The 18,863-nt window shown below is 70.2% G+C and carries 14 protein-coding genes, 1 tRNA gene and 2 pseudogenes; 8 read left to right on the forward strand and 9 right to left on the reverse strand.

Going from position 1 to position 18,863, the window contains the following annotated elements; translation table 11 throughout:
* Positions 1 to 27 precede the first annotated feature (27 nt).
* Both DEW08_RS14025 and DEW08_RS14030 read right to left on the reverse strand, forming a co-directional pair.
* The gene (locus tag DEW08_RS14025; protein WP_109328066.1) at positions 28 to 1,500 is read right to left on the reverse strand and encodes an NAD(P)H-hydrate dehydratase; all 1,473 of its coding nucleotides are present in this window, start codon (positions 1,498 to 1,500) and stop codon (positions 28 to 30) included.
* A gap of 115 nt (positions 1,501 to 1,615) precedes the next feature.
* Positions 1,616 to 1,691, reverse strand: a tRNA-His gene (locus DEW08_RS14030).
* A 328-nt stretch (positions 1,692 to 2,019) separates the two neighbouring features.
* On the opposite strand from DEW08_RS14030, the gene DEW08_RS14035 reads away from it, so the two are divergent.
* Complete coding sequence (locus DEW08_RS14035) at positions 2,020 to 2,358, forward strand: P-II family nitrogen regulator (RefSeq protein WP_012974531.1); 339 nt, start codon at positions 2,020 to 2,022, stop codon at positions 2,356 to 2,358.
* Positions 2,359 to 2,644: 286 nt separating this feature from the next.
* A pseudogene (glnA, locus tag DEW08_RS14040) lies at positions 2,645 to 4,053 on the forward strand (type I glutamate--ammonia ligase).
* A gap of 138 nt (positions 4,054 to 4,191) precedes the next feature.
* Here glnA and DEW08_RS14045 read toward each other — a convergent pair.
* Positions 4,192 to 4,461: a hypothetical protein gene (locus DEW08_RS14045; protein WP_109328068.1), complete on the reverse strand. Its 270-nt coding sequence runs from the start codon at positions 4,459 to 4,461 to the stop codon at positions 4,192 to 4,194.
* A 214-nt stretch (positions 4,462 to 4,675) separates the two neighbouring features.
* On the opposite strand from DEW08_RS14045, the gene DEW08_RS14050 reads away from it, so the two are divergent.
* Entirely contained in the window at positions 4,676 to 4,891 is a 216-nt protein-coding gene (locus tag DEW08_RS14050) for a hypothetical protein (protein WP_109328070.1), read from the forward strand.
* Positions 4,892 to 5,174: 283 nt separating this feature from the next.
* On the opposite strand, the gene DEW08_RS14055 is transcribed toward DEW08_RS14050, so the two are convergent.
* Together DEW08_RS14055 and serA are read right to left on the reverse strand one after the other, a co-directional pair.
* Positions 5,175 to 5,885 (reverse strand): hypothetical protein, encoded by a 711-nt coding sequence (locus DEW08_RS14055; RefSeq protein ID WP_109328072.1) that lies wholly within the window; start codon positions 5,883 to 5,885, stop codon positions 5,175 to 5,177.
* A gap of 108 nt (positions 5,886 to 5,993) precedes the next feature.
* Positions 5,994 to 7,244 (reverse strand): phosphoglycerate dehydrogenase, encoded by a 1,251-nt coding sequence (gene serA, locus DEW08_RS14060; protein ID WP_109328074.1) that lies wholly within the window; start codon positions 7,242 to 7,244, stop codon positions 5,994 to 5,996.
* A gap of 241 nt (positions 7,245 to 7,485) precedes the next feature.
* On the opposite strand from serA, the gene arsC reads away from it, so the two are divergent.
* Together arsC and prmB are read left to right on the forward strand one after the other, a co-directional pair.
* Positions 7,486 to 7,827 carry an arsenate reductase (glutaredoxin) gene (gene arsC / locus DEW08_RS14065; RefSeq protein WP_109328076.1) on the forward strand — a complete coding sequence of 114 codons (342 nt, stop codon included), beginning with the start codon at positions 7,486 to 7,488 and terminating at the stop codon, positions 7,825 to 7,827.
* An 85-nt stretch (positions 7,828 to 7,912) separates the two neighbouring features.
* The gene (gene prmB / locus DEW08_RS14070) at positions 7,913 to 8,857 is read left to right on the forward strand and encodes a 50S ribosomal protein L3 N(5)-glutamine methyltransferase (RefSeq protein WP_245986251.1); all 945 of its coding nucleotides are present in this window, start codon (positions 7,913 to 7,915) and stop codon (positions 8,855 to 8,857) included.
* Here the strand turns inward: prmB and DEW08_RS14075 are convergent.
* The gene (locus DEW08_RS14075) at positions 8,764 to 10,158 is read right to left on the reverse strand and encodes an exonuclease domain-containing protein (RefSeq protein ID WP_245986253.1); all 1,395 of its coding nucleotides are present in this window, start codon (positions 10,156 to 10,158) and stop codon (positions 8,764 to 8,766) included. The genes prmB and DEW08_RS14075 overlap by 94 nt on opposite strands.
* A gap of 379 nt (positions 10,159 to 10,537) precedes the next feature.
* On the opposite strand from DEW08_RS14075, the gene DEW08_RS32355 reads away from it, so the two are divergent.
* Both DEW08_RS32355 and DEW08_RS32360 read left to right on the forward strand, forming a co-directional pair.
* Complete coding sequence (locus DEW08_RS32355) at positions 10,538 to 10,744, forward strand: pilus assembly protein TadG-related protein (RefSeq protein ID WP_245986255.1); 207 nt, start codon at positions 10,538 to 10,540, stop codon at positions 10,742 to 10,744.
* The gene (locus DEW08_RS32360) at positions 10,744 to 10,989 is read left to right on the forward strand and encodes a hypothetical protein (RefSeq protein ID WP_245986256.1); all 246 of its coding nucleotides are present in this window, start codon (positions 10,744 to 10,746) and stop codon (positions 10,987 to 10,989) included. Before DEW08_RS32355 ends, DEW08_RS32360 begins: the two co-directional genes overlap by 1 nt.
* A gap of 33 nt (positions 10,990 to 11,022) precedes the next feature.
* Here DEW08_RS32360 and DEW08_RS33805 read toward each other — a convergent pair.
* A pseudogene (locus DEW08_RS33805) lies at positions 11,023 to 13,418 on the reverse strand (ATP-binding protein).
* Positions 13,419 to 13,965: 547 nt separating this feature from the next.
* Here DEW08_RS33805 and DEW08_RS14095 point away from each other — a divergent pair.
* The gene (locus DEW08_RS14095) at positions 13,966 to 14,430 is read left to right on the forward strand and encodes a hypothetical protein (RefSeq protein WP_109328082.1); all 465 of its coding nucleotides are present in this window, start codon (positions 13,966 to 13,968) and stop codon (positions 14,428 to 14,430) included.
* Here the strand turns inward: DEW08_RS14095 and DEW08_RS14100 are convergent, their stop codons facing one another.
* Together DEW08_RS14100 and DEW08_RS14105 are read right to left on the reverse strand one after the other, a co-directional pair.
* Positions 14,431 to 17,556, reverse strand: coding sequence for an efflux RND transporter permease subunit (locus DEW08_RS14100; protein ID WP_109328084.1), 3,126 nt, complete (start codon positions 17,554 to 17,556; stop codon positions 14,431 to 14,433).
* Complete coding sequence (locus DEW08_RS14105; RefSeq protein WP_109328086.1) at positions 17,553 to 18,851, reverse strand: efflux RND transporter periplasmic adaptor subunit; 1,299 nt, start codon at positions 18,849 to 18,851, stop codon at positions 17,553 to 17,555. Before DEW08_RS14105 ends, DEW08_RS14100 begins: the two co-directional genes overlap by 4 nt.
* Between the last annotated feature and the right edge of the window lie 12 nt (positions 18,852 to 18,863).

Below are 18,863 nucleotides of genomic sequence, written 5' to 3' on the forward strand. Positions count from 1 at the left end.
GCCGCGGACGGCGCCTCGCCGTCCGGGTTACCGCGACGGGGCGCCGCCCTTCAGCTTTTTCAGCGCAGCCGGCAGGCAGCCCGGCAGATCCTCCGCGATCAGGCCGGGGCCGACCGCCGCCGCCGCCTCGCCATGCAGCCAGACGGCGGCGCAGGCGGCGTCGAAAGCGTCCATGCCCTGGGCGATCAGGCCGAGGGCCACCCCGGCCAGCACGTCGCCCGACCCGGCGGTCGCCAGCTCCGGCGGCGCATTGATGTTGATCACCGCGCGCCCGTCGGGGGCGGCGATCACCGTGTCCGCCCCCTTCAGCAAAACGACCGCCCCGCTGCGCCGGGCGGCGGCGCGGGCGCGCGACAGCTTGTCGCCGCCTGCCTCCGCGGCGCTGCCGAACAGCCGGGCGAACTCGCCCTCGTGGGGGGTCAGCAGGCAGCGGCCGTTCAGCCGGTCCAGCAGGTCGGCGGGGGCTCCGGCGAAGCTGGTCAGCGCGTCGGCATCCAGCACGCAGGCCTTGCCGGCCGACAGCGCCGCGAGCACCCGCGCCCGGGTGTGCACGCCGACGCCCGCCCCCGGCCCCAGCAGAACCGCGGTCCTGCGCGGATCGGCGAGAAGCTCGCCGAAGGCGGCGTCATCCTCCACCGGCGCAACGATCACGCTGGGCGAGCCGGCGGCATAGATGGGAAACGCCTCCGGCGGGCAGGCGACCGTCACCAGCCCGGCCCCCGCGCGCAGCGCCGCGACGGAGGCGAGGCGCCCCGCACCGGTCATCCGCCCGCCGCCCAGCACGACGGCATGGCCGCGGGCATATTTGTGGCCGTCGGCCTTCGGCCAGGGGAAGCGGCGGCGCCACAGATCCGGCCCGTTGACGAGGGTCCGCGGCGCGATCTCGTCCAGCACCCGCTCGGGGATCCCGATGTCGGCGACGATCACCTCGCCGCACAGCAGGCGGCCGGGCAGCAGGACATGGCCGGGCTTGCGCCGGAAGAAGGTGACGGTCAGCGCCGCCTGCGGGGCCACCCCCAGCACCTGCCCGCTGTCGCCGTGGACGCCGCTCGGCACGTCCACCGCCACCACGGTGCGCCCGGCCATCGCCCGGACGACCTGCAGCGCCACGCCCTCCAGCGGCCGGCCGAGCCCGGCCCCGAAGAGCGCGTCGATCACCAGCGGGTTGCCGTCCAGCAGATAGGGGTCCGCCGCCTCGATCGGGCCCGGCCAGCGCTCCGCCGCCACCGCCGCGTCGCCGCGCAGCGCCGAGCGGGTGCCGAGCAGCCCGAGCCGGACCGGCCAGCCGGCCTCCAGCAGCAGCCGCGCGACGACGAAGCCGTCGCCGCCGTTGTTGCCCGGCCCGCACAGGACGGTGGTGGGATGCGGCGCCCAGCGCTCGGTCACCGCCTGGACGACGGCGGCGCCGGCCGCCTCCATCAACGCCGGACCGGACACGCCGCCGGCGATGGTCAGCGCGTCGGCCCGGTACATCTCGGCGACGGACAGCAGTTCGTCCATGGCAGCGCTCCGATTCCCAGCCGGACAAGCCTGAAGAGAGGCAGACAAGCATAGACGCCCGGCAAGCGGCGATCCAGCCACCCGGACGTTCAGGCAAATCGAAGAGAAGGGAAGATGGGGCGATGGATGGGACTCGAACCCACGACCACTCGGACCACAACCGAGGGCTCTACCAACTGAGCTACCATCGCCACCGTGGGGCCGCCTATGTGCCCCAACGGCGAGGCCCGGTCAAGAGGAGTTTTGACAGATCCCTCAAAAAAAAGTTCCGCCCGCCGTCCGGCCATCCGGAGGGCGCGGCGCCGGGACGGCTTGCGCCAATTGCACAAATAATGTTCACTTCGCCGCATCCTTTGGCAGCCGGATGCCGCTGCGGATGGCAACCGCCTCCGCGCCACCGGGGTCCCGCACTGCCGGATCGGAGCGGCGGTGTCTGGCACGCTCCGTGCTTATCACTGGCGCGTCGGCAGAGCCGTGGACGGTGCCTGCCGGCGTTGGCACCTCGTACACGAGAGACCCATGAAGAAGATCGAAGCCATCATCAAGCCGTTCAAACTCGACGAGGTGAAGGAGGCCCTTCACGAGGTCGGGATCAAGGGGATCACCGTCACCGAAGCCAAGGGCTTCGGCCGCCAGAAGGGTCACACCGAGCTGTACCGGGGCGCGGAGTACGTCGTGGACTTCCTGCCGAAGGTGAAGATCGAGGTGGTGATGGAGGATTCCCTGGTGGAACGGGCGATCGAGGCGATCCAGCAGGCCGCCCACACCGGCCGCATCGGCGACGGCAAGATCTTCGTCACTCCCGTGGAAGAAGTCGTCCGCATCCGGACCGGGGAGAAGGGCGCCGACGCGATCTGATCGCGCCGCCGACCGCCTGCAACCGGATCAACCTGCCCGGCACCTGCCAACATGCGCCCTGCCCGACTGCACGATCGACCGGCGTCCATCCGCAAGCCCTGCGCAACAATCTGCTGCCAGCGCTTTGGGGGTGCGACTTTTTTTGCTCGCTCGTTGTGCGTGGGGTTCGGTCGTGACATAACGTCCGCCGCAAGCGCCGTCATCCGCCCGTCCATCCGGCCTACCGGCGCCGAGGGATCGGCTTGACGCAGCGGGACCCAAACCTCTTAAGCGTGGAAAAAGAGCAATGTCCGACATCAGCAAGGTCTTCGACCTGATCAAGGAACACGACGTCAAGTACGTGGACCTCCGCTTCACTGACCCGCGCGGCAAGCTGCACCACACCGCCCAGCACGTCTCCACGATCGACGAGGACGTGTTCGAGGACGGCATCATGTTCGACGGCTCCTCGATCGCCGGATGGAAGGCGATCAACGAGTCGGACATGATCCTCCAGCTCGATCCGACCACCGCCGTCATGGATCCGTTCGCGGCCCAGCCGACGCTGAACATCCTGTGCGACGTGTTCGACCCGGGCACCGGCCAGTCCTACGAGCGCTGCCGCGCGGCATCGCCAAGGCGGCCGAGCGCTACATGGCGTCGGTCGGCATCGGCGACACCGCCTATTTCGGTCCGGAAGCCGAGTTCTTCGTCTTCGACGACGTGAAGTTCTCGGTCGAGATGAACAAGGTCTCCTACGAGTTCGATTCGGAGGAGGGTCCCTACACCTCCGGCAAGGACTATGAGGACGGCAACCTGGGTCACCGCCCGGGTGTGAAGGGCGGCTACTTCCCGGTCGCGCCGGTCGACAGCGGCTCGGATCTGCGCGCCGAGATGCTGAGCGTGCTGGCCGAGATGGGCGTGCCGGTCGAGAAGCACCACCACGAGGTGGCCGCCTCGCAGCACGAGCTGGGCATCAAGTTCGACACGCTGGTCCGCACCGGCGACAACATGCAGTACTACAAGTACGTCGTGCACAACGTCGCCCACGCCTACGGCAAGACCGCGACCTTCATGCCGAAGCCGGTCTTCGGCGACAACGGCTCGGGCATGCACATGCACCAGTCGATCTGGAAGGAAGGCCAGCCGCTGTTCGCCGGCAACCAGTATGCCGACCTGTCGGAGCTGGCGCTGTACTACATCGGCGGCATCATCAAGCACGCCAAGGCGCTGAACGCCTTCACCAACCCGACGACCAACTCCTACAAGCGTCTGGTCCCGGGCTATGAGGCTCCGGTGCTGCTGGCCTACTCGGCCCGCAACCGTTCGGCCTCCTGCCGCATCCCCTACGTCGCCTCGCCGAAGGGCAAGCGCGTCGAGGTGCGCTTCCCGGATCCGTCGGCCAACCCGTACCTGGCCTTCGCCGCCCTGCTGATGGCCGGCCTCGACGGCATCCAGAACAAGATCCATCCGGGCGACGCGATGGACAAGAACCTGTACGACCTGCCGCCGGAAGAGCTGGCCCAGGTCCCGACCGTCTGCGGATCGCTCCGCGAGGCGCTCGACAGCCTGAAGGCCGACAGCGCCTTCCTGCAGAAGGGCGACGTGTTCAGCAAGGACATGATCGAGTCCTACATCGAGCTGCGCACCGAGGAGCTGCTGGCCTTCGAGACCATGCCGCACCCGATCGAGTACAAGATGTACTACTCGGTCTGATCACGGACCGTCGGAATACCGCGATCCGCCCGGCCCGCAAGGCCGGGTGGACCCGCCGGTGGACCTTGCAGACGGACCCCGCCGCACCCCTGCGGCGGGGTCTTTCCTTTTCAGCCTCCCCCCGCGCAGGTCCGGGCCTCACCGCCCGGCGCGGCCGATCCAGCGCGGCAGGGCCGGCGGCGGGCAGGAGGGGCGGGCGGCGCAGTCGGCCCTGGCGCAGCCGCAGGCCGGGAACAGGCAGGCGTCGCCGTTGACGTCGGTCGCCCGCACGGCGAGGTCATAGCGGACCCCGCGCATGATCCTGGCGCCGGACGTGCTGTGCTGCTCGTAATGCTCCACCACCACCCGCACACGGGTCAGCAGGGCGCGTTTTTCCTCGATCGCGGACTTGTGGTTTCCGGGGTTCATCGTCACCGCCCCCTCCCCTGCCAAGAGTTGCGTTCCCGCAGAGAAGGAAACGCGACGGACACGGAAAAGGCGCGAGGTGCAGGCGTCTATCGCCATCCGGGCATCCGGCGGCCGGCCGCGGTAACCGCCACGCAGCCCGACGCCGCCTCGGCACCAACGCCGCGCCAGGGCTGTTGCGGTTGCCGTAACGCGAACGGACGGAACGAGGACCGGAATGAAACGGGAGTATGACCGCGACCGGCTGCGCCGCGTCGCCGCGGCACTGGGGGATAGCCACCTCTACGACAAGCACCATACCGGCGAGTTCATCGCCATGCGGCTCAGCGACAGCCTCGCCGACCTGCCGGGCTTCGATGCCGAGCGGGTGCAGGACACGCTGATGCGGCTGGCCGAGGCCGCGCTGCGCGCCGACGAGGATGGCCGGGCGTGACGGCCGGGCGTGAGCATGCGCCGCCCGCCCTGTTGAGGGCGGATACGGAACCCCCATACCCGGACAGACAGGAGAGCCCGACGATGGCCGACACGCCGACGCAGAAGCAGCAGCAGTCCGACAAGCCGCAGGAGAAGGTGACCGGCACGCCGGGCCCGAGCGACCGCGACGAAGCGGCCCCGGCACCCCCGGCACCGGCGAGAACATCGACCCGAAGACCGGCGAGAAGTTCATCGAGGGAATCGGCGGCGCCTGACGCCCCCGGCAGCGGACCGGCGGCCGGTCAGCGGCGCTGCCGCGGCAGGTAGCGCGACACCTCGCCGTTGCAGGCGCGGCTGACCCGCTCATACTCCTCGCGGGTGTCGACCTCCGCCTGGCGGCGGTCGCGCTCGCGTCCGAATTCCTGGATGGTGGAGCGGAGCGCCGCTTCGACCGGGCGGCGGATGGCTGCCAGGGCCTGCTGCTGGCTGCGGGCATGCACCGGCCCGGCGGCGGCCAGCGCATCGTCCAGGCGGCGGCGGACGATCGGCGCGAACTCCCGCACCAGTGCCTGATCCACCGCGACATGGCGCATCTCGTGCGCCAGGACCTCCCTGTAGATGCAGCTGTCGGGCGGCAGCTCGCGGGCGACCAGCACGACATGCTGCTGGATGCCGAAATTCACCAGCAAGGCGCGCGGCTGGGCGCAGACCGTCCCGTCCGGCATCGCCTGGAAGATGGCGCTGAGCTGCGACTGCTCGCCATAGCGCGCCTGGGTCAGGCCTAGAACATGGCCCTGCGAGACACCGGCCGGCCCGGGGGCGCGACCGGGCATGGCGCCGAGCTGGGCGACGGATTTGGTCAGGTCGGTGCGCAGCGGGGCGAACTGCAGGTCCACCTTCACCTGGGCCGGCGGACCGGGCCGGCAGGCGGCGGCATGCGCCGGTTCCGCACGAAGCGCCGCAGCGCCCGCCACGGCCATCGACAGCAGAAGGGCGACGCGACAGAGGGTCATAGGCCCCAATGTCGTCGCCGCCCCGCTTTCAGGCAAGAGGCGTTTCGCAGCAGTCAGCCCGCCCCTTTATCCGTACCCCCACCGCTTGCGGCGGCGGGAGGGCCCGGCTCACTCGCCACGGCGGCCGGGGTAGAGGAAGCGCGTCTTCAGCGTGCCTTCGACCTCGCGCAGCTCGTTGGCCAGCGCCTGCTCGTCCACGTCGCCGTCGACGTCGACGACGACATAGCCCAGCTCCGGATCGGTCTGCAGGTACTGCGCCGCGATGTTGAGGTTCCGGCCGGAGAACACCTCGTTGATCTTGCGCAATACGCCCGGACGGTTCTCGTGGACGTGCAGGAAGCGGGTGCAGCCCTCATGGACCGGCAGGCCGACCTGCGGGAAGTTCACCGCGCCGACGGTCGAGCCGTTGTCGGAGTATTCCAGCAGCTTCTGCGCCACCTCGCTGCCGATGTTGGCCTGCGCCTCCAGCGTCGAACCGCCGATGTGCGGGGTGAGGATCGCCGACCTGATGCCGCGCAGCGGGCTTTCGAAGACTTCGCCGTCCGATCCCGGCTCCTTGGGGAACACGTCGATCGCGGCGCCCAGGATATGGCCGTCCGCCATGGCGGCGGCGAGCGCGTCGATGTCCACCACCTGGCCGCGGGCGGCGTTGATCAGGTGGCTGCCCTTCTTCATGGTCCGCAGCTCGCGCTCGCCCATCATGTTGCGGGTCTGCGGGGTGTCCGGAACATGCAGCGTGACGACGTCCGAGGAGGCCAGCAGCTCCTCCAGCGAGCTGCAGGGCTGCGCATTGCCGAGCGCCAGCTTCTTCAGCACGTCGTAGAAGCGGACCTTCATGCCCATGGCTTCCGCCAGGATGGACACCTGGGTGCCGATGTGGCCGTAGCCGACGATGCCCAGCGTCTTGCCGCGGATCTCGTAGCTGTTCTTGGCCGACTTCATCCAGCCGCCGCCATGGACGAGCTGCGACTTCTCGAAGATGCCGCGCATCAGCATGATGATCTCGCCGATCACCAGCTCCGCCACCGACCGGGTGTTGGAATAGGGGGCGTTGAAGACCGGGACGCCGATGCGGCGCGCCGCCTTCAGGTCCACCTGGTTGGTGCCGATGCAGAAACAGCCGACGGTGATCAGCTTCTGCGCCGCCTCCAGCACGCGGGCGGTCAGGTGGGTGCGCGACCGGATGCCGAGGATATGGACCGACCCGATCCGTTCCAGCAGCTCCCCCTCGTCCAGCGCATGCGGCAGCCGCTCGACGGTGGCATAGCCGCCGCCGGCGAACTCGCTGATCGCGTTGTCGTGCACCCCTTCGAGGAGAAGGATGTTGATCTTGTCCTTGGAAAGCGAAAGCTTGGTCACGGCCGGACCCCGTTCCTGTCTAGACCCCGCCTGACGCGGGCCACCCGTTTGGCGAGCGCGCAAGGTAATACCAAGACGGACCCTTGTCACGCGCGGGTTGTTGCGTTGCGGCAGCGCGCTTCGCATGGCGGTCTGGCGCGGCATGCACGACGCGCGGCCGTTGGCGCGCGGGGGCGGTCGGTGTATCTGTCGGAGACATGGAACCGGGCCCGGCCGGGGGCCCTGCGACAGGGGGAACCGCATGAGCGACGTCACGATCTACCACAACCCGCGCTGCTCCAAGTCGCGCCAGACGCTGGAGCTTCTGCAGTCGCGCGGCATCGCGCCGGTGGTGGTGGAGTATCTCAAGACCCCGCCCTCGCCCGCCGAGCTGTCGGAGATCCTGAGGAAGCTGGGCAAGGGTCCGCGCGACATCCTGCGCTCCAAGGAAGCGGCCGAGGCCGGCATCGCCAGTGAGCTCGACGGCGATGCGCTGGTCGCCGCCCTGTCGGCCAACCCGAGCGCCATCGAGCGGCCGATCGTCGTGAAGGGCGACAGGGCCCGCGTCGGACGGCCGCCGGAATCGGTGCTGGAAATCCTGTAAGCTCCCTCCCCACCCTGCAAACCGGTGCCGGCCGCCGCCGCCGGCCCTTCCCGTCCTGCCAACCGCGCTCGAGAGGCGACCTGCCGTGCCCGACCAGATTTCCGCCGAACACATCCCCGCCACGGCCGCCGCCGAGCTGCTGACCGTGCGCGATTTAATCCGCTATGCCGTCAGCCGCTTCAACGAGGCCGACCTGGACTACGGCCAGGGCACCACCACCGCCTATGACGAGGCGGTCTTCATGGTGCTGGAAGGGTTGAGGCTGCCGATCGACCAGCTCGACCCCTATCTCGACGCCCGCCTGACGACGGCCGAGCGCAAGGCGCTGGCCGAGCTGCTGCACGCCCGCGTCACCACGCGCAGGCCGGCCTCCTACCTGCTGAAGAAGGCCTACATCCAGGGCATCCCCTTCTATGTGGACGAGCGCGTGCTGATCCCGCGCTCCTTCATCGGCGAGCTGCTGTTCTCCGACCTGTTCGGCGGCGACGACTTCACGCTGGTCGAGGATCCGACCTCGGTGGAGCGGGTTCTCGACCTCTGCACCGGCTCCGGCTGCCTCGCCATCCTGGCGGCGCGCATCTTCCCGGAGGCGCAGGTCGATGCGGTCGACCTGTCCGCCGACGCGCTGGAGGTGGCGAAGCGCAACGTCGCCGACAGCGGCTACGAGGACCGCATCACGCTGCACCAGGGCGACCTGTTCGCGCCGCTGAAGACCCGCAAGTACGACGTCATCATCACCAACCCGCCCTATGTCGACGCCGAGGCGATGGACCTGCTGCCGGAGGAGTTCCGCCACGAGCCGGAGCTGGCGCTGGCCGGCGGCAAGGACGGGCTGGACATCGTCCGCCGCATCCTGAAGGAGGCCGCCAAGCACCTGACGCCGGAGGGCGGGCTGCTCTGCGAGATCGGCACCGGCCGCGAGGTGCTGGAAGCCTACTACCCGGAGATCGACTTCCTGTGGCTGGAGACGGCCAACAGCTTCGGCGAGGTCTTCTGGCTGACCCGCGACCAGTTGAAGGGCATCAAGTAACCGGGCCTGTCAGCCCCCGGGCCCGGCGCTTCCCCCTCATCGGCCGCCAGGGACGCGCCGGTCGACAGACCGCGCGCCTGCCCGTGGGTGGTGATGCCCTGCCGCTCCAGCCGGGGCAGCAGGGCGGCGGCGAGCTCCGCCTGCAGCAGGGCCGGGGCGAACAGGCCGACCCGCGCGTCCGGCCGCAGGCCGAAGGCCGCGGCGACGACCTCCAGCGGGGCCCCGGTCAGCGCCGGGTCGAGAACGGCGGCAAGCCGGCCGAGGTCGAGGGCCGGCGGCATCTCCGCCGCCACCCCCGCCGCGGCACAGTCGCGGGCCAGGGCGGCCAGGGCGGCGTCGACCTCCACCCCGACGACGACGCAATGGTGCAGCGCCTCCGCGATCGCCGGCCAGACCGCGGCGAAGGGACGGGCGCCGGCGACCATGTCCGGCGAGACGCCATGACGGGCGGTGGCCTCGGGAGTGACCGGCTCGCCGGGATCGACCAGGACGTTCAGGGAAACGGTGCGGAAGACGCGGGCTCCGGCGAGGCGGACCGTGCCGACCGCCGCCACCCGCCCGTCCTCCGGTCCGGCGCCGGTGGTGGCGACCCACAGCGCGACGAAGGGGATGGCGGCGAGCGGCGCGTCCTCGTCCAGGCTGGGACCGCGGGAGAGCGGGCGCAGGACCACGCTGCGGTCGCCGGGAAGCAGCGGGTGCAGGTCGGCGCCGCGCACGGGGAACAGCAGCGCCACCCCTGCCTGCAGGCCGAGGTCGGCGAGCCGCACCGGAAGCTCCTGCCCGTCGCGCCGCCGCACCGCCGCGGCAACCGGCCCGTCGCTCTCCCTCGCCCGCTCGATGGCGCGGAACAGGTCGGGGCGCGAGATCACGTCATAGATGTCGCCGCCCGGCTCCGCCCCCAGCAGATGCCCGGCCGCGCTGTTCAGCAGGTCGATCCTGCCGAGATCGTCGAGGATGACCGCCGGCTCCTCCACCAGATGCAGGGTGCGCGAAAGCCGCTCCCCTGCCGCGCTGCCGCCACGGCGCTCCCGCTTCAGCACCTCCGCCGCGGCCTGGGCCAGACGCCCCAGCTCGTCCCGCCGGGCGGACCAGTCCGAGTCGCCGCGCGGCCGTGCCGACTCCCACGCCTCGCGCAGGCGGTCGAGGTCGCGGAAGTGACGGTTCAGCACCGCAAAGGCGATCCACAGGCCGGCCATCGCCACGCCGGCCGCACCGCCGGCGGCCAGATCCGGGCTCCGCCCCTCCGCCGGCTGGAAAAGCTCAAGCCCGAGGAAGACCAGAGCCCCCGCTGCCACAGCCATGCCAAGAATCGCAACCCGCCATGCACTGCCCATCATCGGGCCGTCTCCGCCTGCCTTGACCTGCCGGTCCCCGATGGGGAATCTACTGCCGGCGCGCACGGCGGAGAAGGTCGTGACGGGATGCTCCCCACTCGATCACGGCATGTGACTTTTTCGGTCCCGCAGAGGGACGGCCGCAACAGGCCTTTGACACCTGCCGTTGAAGAGCATGCATAGGCAAACAGTCGTGTCATTGTTGTGTAAAATGCCCAAGAAATGTTCCGGCCGGTTCTTCTTCGCCTTTGCCTCGAATGCGTGGTTTTCCCGGCGTTAAACCCGTGTTAAGACCAACCGGGTTATCGTTGCTCATAACCAATTTGATAGAATGTCTGGAGGCCGCATGACTTTGGTCTATCGTCCCCTTCCCTACGGCGGCCAGCACGAGGTCCGGCGGACGGGGGGCAGGATCATAGCCATGGTGGTCGCCGCCCTCGCCGTCCCGACCATAGTCGGGGCCGGCTGCACGGTGGACGCGTTGCGCGGCGTGGCGGTCCAGGCCCGGCTGTCGCAGGCGGTGGATGCCGCGGCGCTCGCCGGGGCCGCGTGATGTTCGATGCGCAGCGCGACGGCCACATCCGCAGCTTCTTCGAGAAGGCCTATCCCAGCGGCTTCCTGGGATCGAGCCTTTCCGCCCTCACCATCGCCGAGGATCCCTCCGCCGGCACCCTGACGGTCAGCGGCCGGGCCACGGTGCACGCCGTCTTCCTGCGCCTGCTCGGCGAGGGCGACGTGACGGTGGAGGCCCGCTCGGTCGTGCGCCGCACCAGCCAGGCGATTCGCAAGAGCCTCTGACCGAAGGTCCCTGCGGGGTCGGAGCGCCACAGGTCAGGACGCCGATTCGGCCGGATCGGGCAGCCGACGCGGAAAGCGCAGCAGGAAACAGGCGCCCTTGCCCTCCTCGCTCTCCAGGGCGATGGAGCCGCCCATCGTCCGCGTCATGATGTTGTAGCAGATGCTGAGGCCCAGCCCACTCGCCCCGCCCCGCGCTTGGTGGTGAAGAAGGGGTCGAAGATATAGGGACGGATCGAGTCGGCGATCCCCTTGCCGTCGTCGCGATAGCGCAGCTCCACCCAGCCGGGATCCGTCTCGCGGGCGGTCAGCTCGATATGCCCCTCCTGCCCCTCCTCGAAGGCATGGACGAGCGCGTTCATGATCAGGTTGGACAGCACCTGCGAGAAGGCACCGGGATAGCTGTCGACGATCAGGTCTGGCTGGATGTCCGCCGTCACCCGGACCCGCGACTTGCGCAGCCGCGGCCGCAGGCTCAGCAGCACCTCGTTGACGTAGCCGGCGAGGTCGAAGGCCCGGCGCTCGTCGCTCGCCTGATCGACCGCCACCTGCTTGAAGCTCTGGATCAGGGCGACGGCGCGCTCGATGTTGGTCATGATCATGCGCGTCGATTCCCAGGCCACATCCAGGAAGTCCTGGAAGTCGCTGCGGCGCACCCGTCCGGCATCGAACAGCGCGCGGATCTTGCCGACCTCCTCGCCGAGATGGGAGATGGCGGTCAGCGTCACGCCGATCGGCGTGTTCACCTCGTGCGCGACGCCGGCGACGAGCTGGGCGAGCGAGGCCATCTTCTCCGCCTGGATCAGATTCTCCTGCGCGATGCGCAGGTCGGTCAGCGCCTGTTCCGCCCGGTCCTTGGCGGCCAGCAGCTCGGCCTCCGCCTGCTTGCGCTCGGTCACGTCGGTGAAGGTGCTGACGAAGCCGCCACCCTCCATCGGCGCGCCTTCCACCTCGATCACCCGGCCGTCGGACAGCACGCGCTCGAACCGGTGGGGACCGGCTGCATCGCCAGCTCCACCCGCGCGCGCACCTGCTCCTCCGGGTCGCCGGGGCCGTAGGAGCCGCGGTCGACATTGAAGCGGACGAAGTCCGCGAAGGGCCGGCCGACCGCCCCGTACTCCGGCGGGAAGCCCAGCAGCTCCAGGAAGCGGCGGTTCCAGGCGACCAGCCGCAGCTCGTCGTCGAAGGCGCTGAGGCCCTGGCCGATGCTCTCCAGGACCGCCTGCAGCAGGGCCGACTTGCGCGCCAGCTCCTCCTCCGCCCGCTTGCGCGCGGTGATGTCGAGCGCGACGGTGACGATGTGGCTGACCTCCCCGCCCTCGTCGGTCAGCGGCATCTTGGTGGTCAGCCAATGGCGCCGCCGCCCCTCGGTATCGGGGTGGCTCTCCTCGAAGAAGGGGATGCCGCGGCCGGTCTCGATCACCAGCCGGTCGAGCCGCTCGGCCGAGGAGCCGCCGCCGGCCACCGGCGTCGCCCCGTCCTCCAGGTCGCCCGGCTCGATCCCGTAGGTGTCCCGGTAATGGCGGTTGACGAGCTGCAGCCGCCGCTCGCGGTCGCGCACGTCGATCAGGGCGGGGATCGCGTCGATGACGCCCTTGAGGATCTCGCGGCTCTGCCTGACCGCCTCGTCGGCGATCAGGCGGTCGGTGATGTCGGTGTAGGTGCGCACCTGCCCGCCGTCGGGCAGCGGGACAATGTGCACCTCGATGAAGCGGCCGTCGGCCTGGGGGCGGGCATAGGTCAGTTCGCGCTCCGGCCGGCCGAGCCGCTCCATCAGGTAGCGGACCTGCGCCTCCACATCGTCGCCGAAGTCCGGCGCGTCGGGCGGCAGCAGGATCTGCCGGGTGCCGAGCTGGAAGCGCGAGATGTCCTCCAGCGTCGGCAGCCGCGCCGCCATCTCCTCCGGAATGCCCAGCAGGTCGAGGAGCTTGCGGTTGTAGGTGACGATGCGGAGGTCGGCGTCCAGCAGGGCGATGCCCTGCCCGATGTTCTCCAGGGTCTGGCGCAGCATCTCGCTCTTGCGCGCCAGTTCGGCCTCGGCCCGCTTGCGGGCGGTGATGTCGGTGTAGGTCTTGACGAATCCGCCGCCGGGCAGCCGCCGCGTCCGCACCTCCACCACGCCGCGGCCGGGGCGGACATGCTCGTAGATCGGCACGTCGTCGCGCCGGGCAAGCGCCAGCTTGCGGCGGACATGCTCCTCCGGATCGCCGGGGCCGTACTCGCCCCGCCCGGCGCTGAAGCGGATGTAGTCCTCGTAGCGGGGATCGGGGAACAGGTCGTGCGGCACGTCGTAGAGGTCGAGCAGGCGCCGGTTGATCGCCAGCACCTTCATGTCGGCATCGACCATGATGACGCCCTGGTCCATCCGTTCCAGCAGGTCGCTCAGCTGGGCGTTGCGCCCCTCGGCCGCCGGGTCGCTCACCTCGCTCCACAGGCTGAGGCGGCTGCCGTCGGGAAAGTCGTGACGGTCGCAGCGGTAGCGGCGGCCGTCGGGCCGGCGCCGCAGCGCAGCGTCCTCCCCGTCCTCCCCGGCCTCCACACCGCCGTGGCCGGGGCCGGCCGTGCCATCGCGCAAGGCCGGCGACAGCTCGGGGAACATCCGCTCATAGGCCGCGTTCCAGCGCAGGGGCCGTCCGTCCGGGGCGTCGAGCCGGACCCCCTGGTCCATCCGGGAGAGCAGCACGGAAAGCAGGAGCGAGTCGTCCGGCCCGCCCTGCGTCGGGCGGGGATGCGCATCGGGCGATGCGGTGGCGGACGCGGCGTCCGTTCGTCTCGTCATGCGGGCAGTCTAGCAGGGCCGGGCCGGTTGCACACCCAATGTCGCCTCCGGTGCACCACCGATGCGGCAAAGCGCCCATACCGCCGGGACCTTCCGCGGCGGATCGGAAGGTGCTTTTTTAATCTTTTGGGAACCGTCGCCTCCCTAGCCTGTCGCGACAGCGCCCTTCCCCTCCCGACCGCACAGGTCCGACGCCGCCCGTGTCCAGCATCGCCGCCCTTCCCCCTCCCTCCGCTGCGCAGCCCGTCTCGGGCGTGTCGAAGCTGCGGCAGATGCTGGCCAGCGACGCGGTCGCCGTCACCCCGATCCGCCGCATCCCCGGCGAGGAGGAGCGGCGGCGCTCCTCCCCGGAACTGGAGGCGGCCGACGAGGCGCTGAAGGGCAGCGGCCGCGCCCGGCTCGACGAGACGCAGGGGCGCACGCGCGGCGCCGGCGCGTCGGCCGGCGGAACGGCCGCGGGCGGTCCGGACGGCGGTGCTGCGGTCAGCGGCGGCCCGGTTCCCTTGACCGGCCTGCCGAACGCCCGCTTCGTGGCGCAGAGCATCCATCAGGAGGCGATGGGGACCGGTCTTCATATCGAGCCCTGGTCCTCCGCCATCGCCGCCTATCGCAAGGCCGACGCCGGACCGGCGGGCGGCCCGATGCTGAACAGCCTGGCGGTCTGATCAGTCGCCGCCCGGCACCGGATGGGCATGGTCGGCCGCCGGGGCCGGACGCCGGCGCAGCAGCCTGCCCGCCAGCCGGCCGACATCCTCCATGTAGAGATAGAGCGTCGGCGTGATGTAGAGCGTCAGCACCTGCGACACGCAGAGGCCGCCGACCACCGCGAGGCCGAGCGGCTGGCGCAGTTCCGCCGCAGCACCATGGGCGATGGCGATGGGAAGCGTGCCCATGATGGCCGCCATGGTCGTCATCATGATCGGGCGGAAGCGCAGCAGGCAGGCCTGCTCGATCGCCTGGGCGGCGGTCATGCCCTGGTTGCGGCGGGCGTCGATCGCGAAGTCGATCATCATGATCGCGTTCTTCTTCACGATGCCGATCAGCATCAGGATGCCGATGATGGCGATGACGCTCAGCTCCTGCCCGAACAGGATCAGCGTCGCCAGCGCGCCGATGGCGGCCGAGGGCAGGCCGGACAGGATGGTGATCGGGTGGATGAAGCTCTCATAGAGCACGCCCAGCACGATGTAGATCACGATCACGGCGGCCAGCAGCAGGATGCCCTGGCTGGCCTGGGCGTCCTGGAAGACCTGGGCGGTGCCGGCGAAGCCGGTGGTGATGGTGGCCGGCAGCCCCATCTCGCGCTCCGCCTTGCGGATGATGTCCACCGCCTCGCCCAGCGAGGCGCCGGGCGCCAGGTTGAAGGACAGCGTCACCGCCGGCAGCTGGCCCTGGTGGTTGACCGCCAGCGGGCCGGCGGTGCGCTCCACCCGCGCGAAGGCGTCGAGCGGCACCAGCCTGCCCGTGGTGGCCGAGCGGACATAAATGCGCGACAGGGCGGTGTCGTCCTGCTGGTACTGCGGCAGCAGCTCGATCAGCACCTGGTAGTCGTTGCTCGGCGTGTAGATGGTGGAGACCTGCCGCTGTCCGAAGGCGCTGTAGAGGGTGGAGCGGACGAGGTCGACGCCGATGCCCAGCGTCGCCGCCTTCTCGCGGTCGATGTGGACATAGGCCTGGGGGTTGTTGAGCTGCAGGTCGCTGGTCACGTCCTGCAGGACCGGCATCTCGCGCAGGGCCGCCTCCAGCCTGCCGGCCCACTGGTACAGCTCGTCGAGGGCGAGGCCCTGGATGGTGTACTGGTAGAGGCTCTTGGCCGACCGGCCGCCGATGCGCAGGTTCTGCGACGGCTGCATGTAGACCGCCATGCCGGGGATGCCGTTCACCTGCCGGCGGAGCTGCTGGATCACCTCGGTCACCGGCGGACGCTCGTTGCGCGGCTTCAGCGTCAGGAACATGCGCCCCTGGTTGCCGGTCGAGCCGCCGACGCCGACCGAGGAGGTGACGTCCTGCACCGCGGGATGGGCCTTCATGATGGCGGCGACGCGCTGCTGCCGTTCCGCCATCGCCGGGAAGGCGATGTCGGGCGACGCCTCGGTCGTCACCTGGATCTGTCCGATGTCCTCGGTGGGGAAGAAGCCCTTGGGGATGGCCTGGAACAGCAGGACCGTTCCGACGACGGTGCCGAGCATCAGCAGCCCCATCAGCGGCCGGTGGCGCAGCGACCAGCGCAGCGTGACGGCATAGCCGTTGAGCACGGCCGAAAAGCCGGCTTCCAGCTTGCGGCCGAACCAGCCCTCCTCCTCGCCGTGCTTCTCGGGGGTCAGGAAGCGGGAGCACATCATCGGCGTCAGCGTCAGCGACACGAAGGCCGACGCCGCGATGGACATGGTGACCACCACCGCGAATTCGTGGAACAGGCGGCCGACCACTCCGCCCATCAGCAGGATCGGGATGAACACCGCCACCAGCGACAGGGTGATGGACACGATGGTGAAGCCGATCTCGCGCGAGCCCTTGATCGCCGCCTCGAAGGGCTTCATCCCCTCCTCGATGTAGCGGACGATGTTCTCCAGCATGACGATGGCGTCGTCGACGACGAGGCCGACCGCCAGCGTCAGCGCCATCAGCGAGATGTTGTCGATGGAGAAGCCGAACAGGTGCATGCCGGCGGCCGTCGCGATCAGCGAGATCGGCACGGCCAGCGCCGGGATGATGGTCGCCGACAGGCGGCGCAGGAACAGGAAGATCACCATCACGACCAGCGCGATGGTCAGGCCCAGCGTGAACTGCACGTCCTCCACCGCCTCGCGGATCGGGACGGACCGGTCGTTGACGATGCGGATGGAGGCGGCCGGCGGAAGCTGCGCCTGGAAGGTCGGCATCAGCGCGCGCACCCGGTCCACAACCTCCACCGTGTTGGCGTCGGGCTGGCGCTGGACGGCCAGCATGATGCCGCGCGTGCCGTTCAGCCAGCTTGCCGTCCGGTTGTTCTCGACGCTGTCCTGGACCGTCGCCACGTCGCCCAGCCGCACGGGCCCGCCGCCGCGGTAGGCGACGATCAGCTCGCGGAAGGCGGCGGCGTTGGGAAGCTGCGGATTGGCGGCGATGACGAGCTGCTGCTTCTCGCCGCTCAGCGAGCCGACCGGCGTGTTGGCGTTGGCCGCCGTCATCGCCTTCTGCAGCTCGTCGATGCCGATGCCGCGCAGCGCCAGCGCGTTGGGATCGACCTGGACCCGGACTGCATATTTCTGGGAGCCGTAGATCTGCACCTGCGCCACGCCGGGCAGCGTGCCGACGCGCGGCTGGACCGTCGTCTCGGCGATGTCGTTGAGCTGCGACAGCGGCAGCGTCGGCGACGACAGGTAGACGAACAGGATCGGCTGGTCGGCCGGATTGACCTTGCGGTAGCTCGGCGGGTTCGGCAGGTCGGCCGGCAGGCGGCGCAGCGTGCGGGCGATCGCCGCCTGCACGTCGGCCGCCGCCGCGTCGATGTCGCGCTCCAGCACGAACTGGATGGTGATGGAGGTGTTGCCGAGCGTGCTGGACGAGGTGATCGTGTCGATGCCGGAGATGGTGGAGAACTCGCGCTCCAGCGGGCTGGCGACCGAGGCCGCCATGGTCTCCGGACTGGCGCCCGGCAGGGCGGCCGACACGTTGATGACCGGAAAATCCACGCGCGGCAGCGCCGCGGTCGGAAGCTGGCGGTAGGCCGCGAGGCCGGCGAGAACCAGGGCCGCCGTCAGCAGGATGGTCATCACCGGACGGCGGATGCAGAGTTCGGAGAGGTTCATGACGCGCCTCCCGGCGCCGCGGCGTTGGCCTCGGTCTTCTTGCCGCCCTCGGCCGGACGCCCGTCGGCGTTGGGGGGATGGGCATTCGACTTGTCGCCGGACGGCTTGTCCTGCCCCTTCTCCGGCCCCTTCTCCGGCCCCTTGTCGGGATTGCTCCTGTCGGGGCCGCGCTCGGCCACCTTGGCGCCGGGATAGAGGCGCGACTGGCCATCCACCACCACGCGGTCGCCGCCCTTCAGGCCGCCGGCGATCACCGCGGTGCCGTCCTGGGTGCGCGCCACCGCCACCGGCCGGACCTCCACCGTGTCGTCGGGCTTCACGACGTAGACGAAGCGCCCCTGCTGGCCGGTCTGCACCGCCGTGTCGGGGACGGTCACCGCCTGGGGATCGACGCGAAGCGTCAGCACCACGTCGACGAACTGGCCGGGCCACAGCCGCGTGTCGGCGTTGGGAAATTCACCCTTCACCTGGATGGTGCCGCTCTGCTGCTCCACCTGGCTGTCGACGAAGGTGAGTTTCCCCTCGGCCGGCGCCGTGCCGCGGTCGCCGGGGATGCCGGCGGTGACCAGCGGCGCCCCCTGGCGCATCGCCTCGCGGATCGCCGGCAGATGGCGCTCCGGCACGTTGAAGGACACCATGATCGGGCGAAGCTGCGTCAGGGTGACGAGCGGGGTGGCGTCGGCGGCGCGGACCATGCTGCCCGGCCGGGCATTGATGGCGCCGGTGCGACCGTCCATCGGCGCCGCGATCCGGGTGAAGCTGAGCGAGACCTTGGCCGCCTCGACGGCGGCGAGATCGGCCTTCACCGTCCCCTCCAGCGCCTCGGCGGCTGCGACGGCGGTGTCGTACTGGGTGCGGGAGACGGCGTTGGTGCGCAGCAGCTCCGCATAGCGCCTCATGTCGTTGCGCGCCTTGTCGAGGTTGGCGCGGTCACGCTCCAGATTGGCCTGCGCCTGGCGGAGCTGGGCCTCCAGCGCGCGGGAGTCGAGGGTGAAGAGCGGGTCGCCGGCCTTCACCTCCTGACCTTCGGTGAAGTGGACCGCCTCCACCACCGTATCGACACGCGCCTTGATGGCGATGGCGGCGATCGGCTGGACGGCGCCGATGGTGCTGATGCGGTCCGGCATCGGCTTCACCTCGGCGGCGCGGGTGACCACCGGAACGCCGCGGGCGCCGCCGCCGGGGGATGCGGCGGTGGCGCTCCGCCCTTCCCCGCCCGGCTTCCCGGCGTACCAGAAGCCGCCGGCGCCAAGCAGGGCCAGCACCAGCAACGCCAACAGGATACGTCTCGTCACGTCCGAACTCCG

The organism is Azospirillum thermophilum (assembly GCF_003130795.1).
GTDB classification, from domain to species: Bacteria; Pseudomonadota; Alphaproteobacteria; order Azospirillales; family Azospirillaceae; genus Azospirillum; species Azospirillum thermophilum.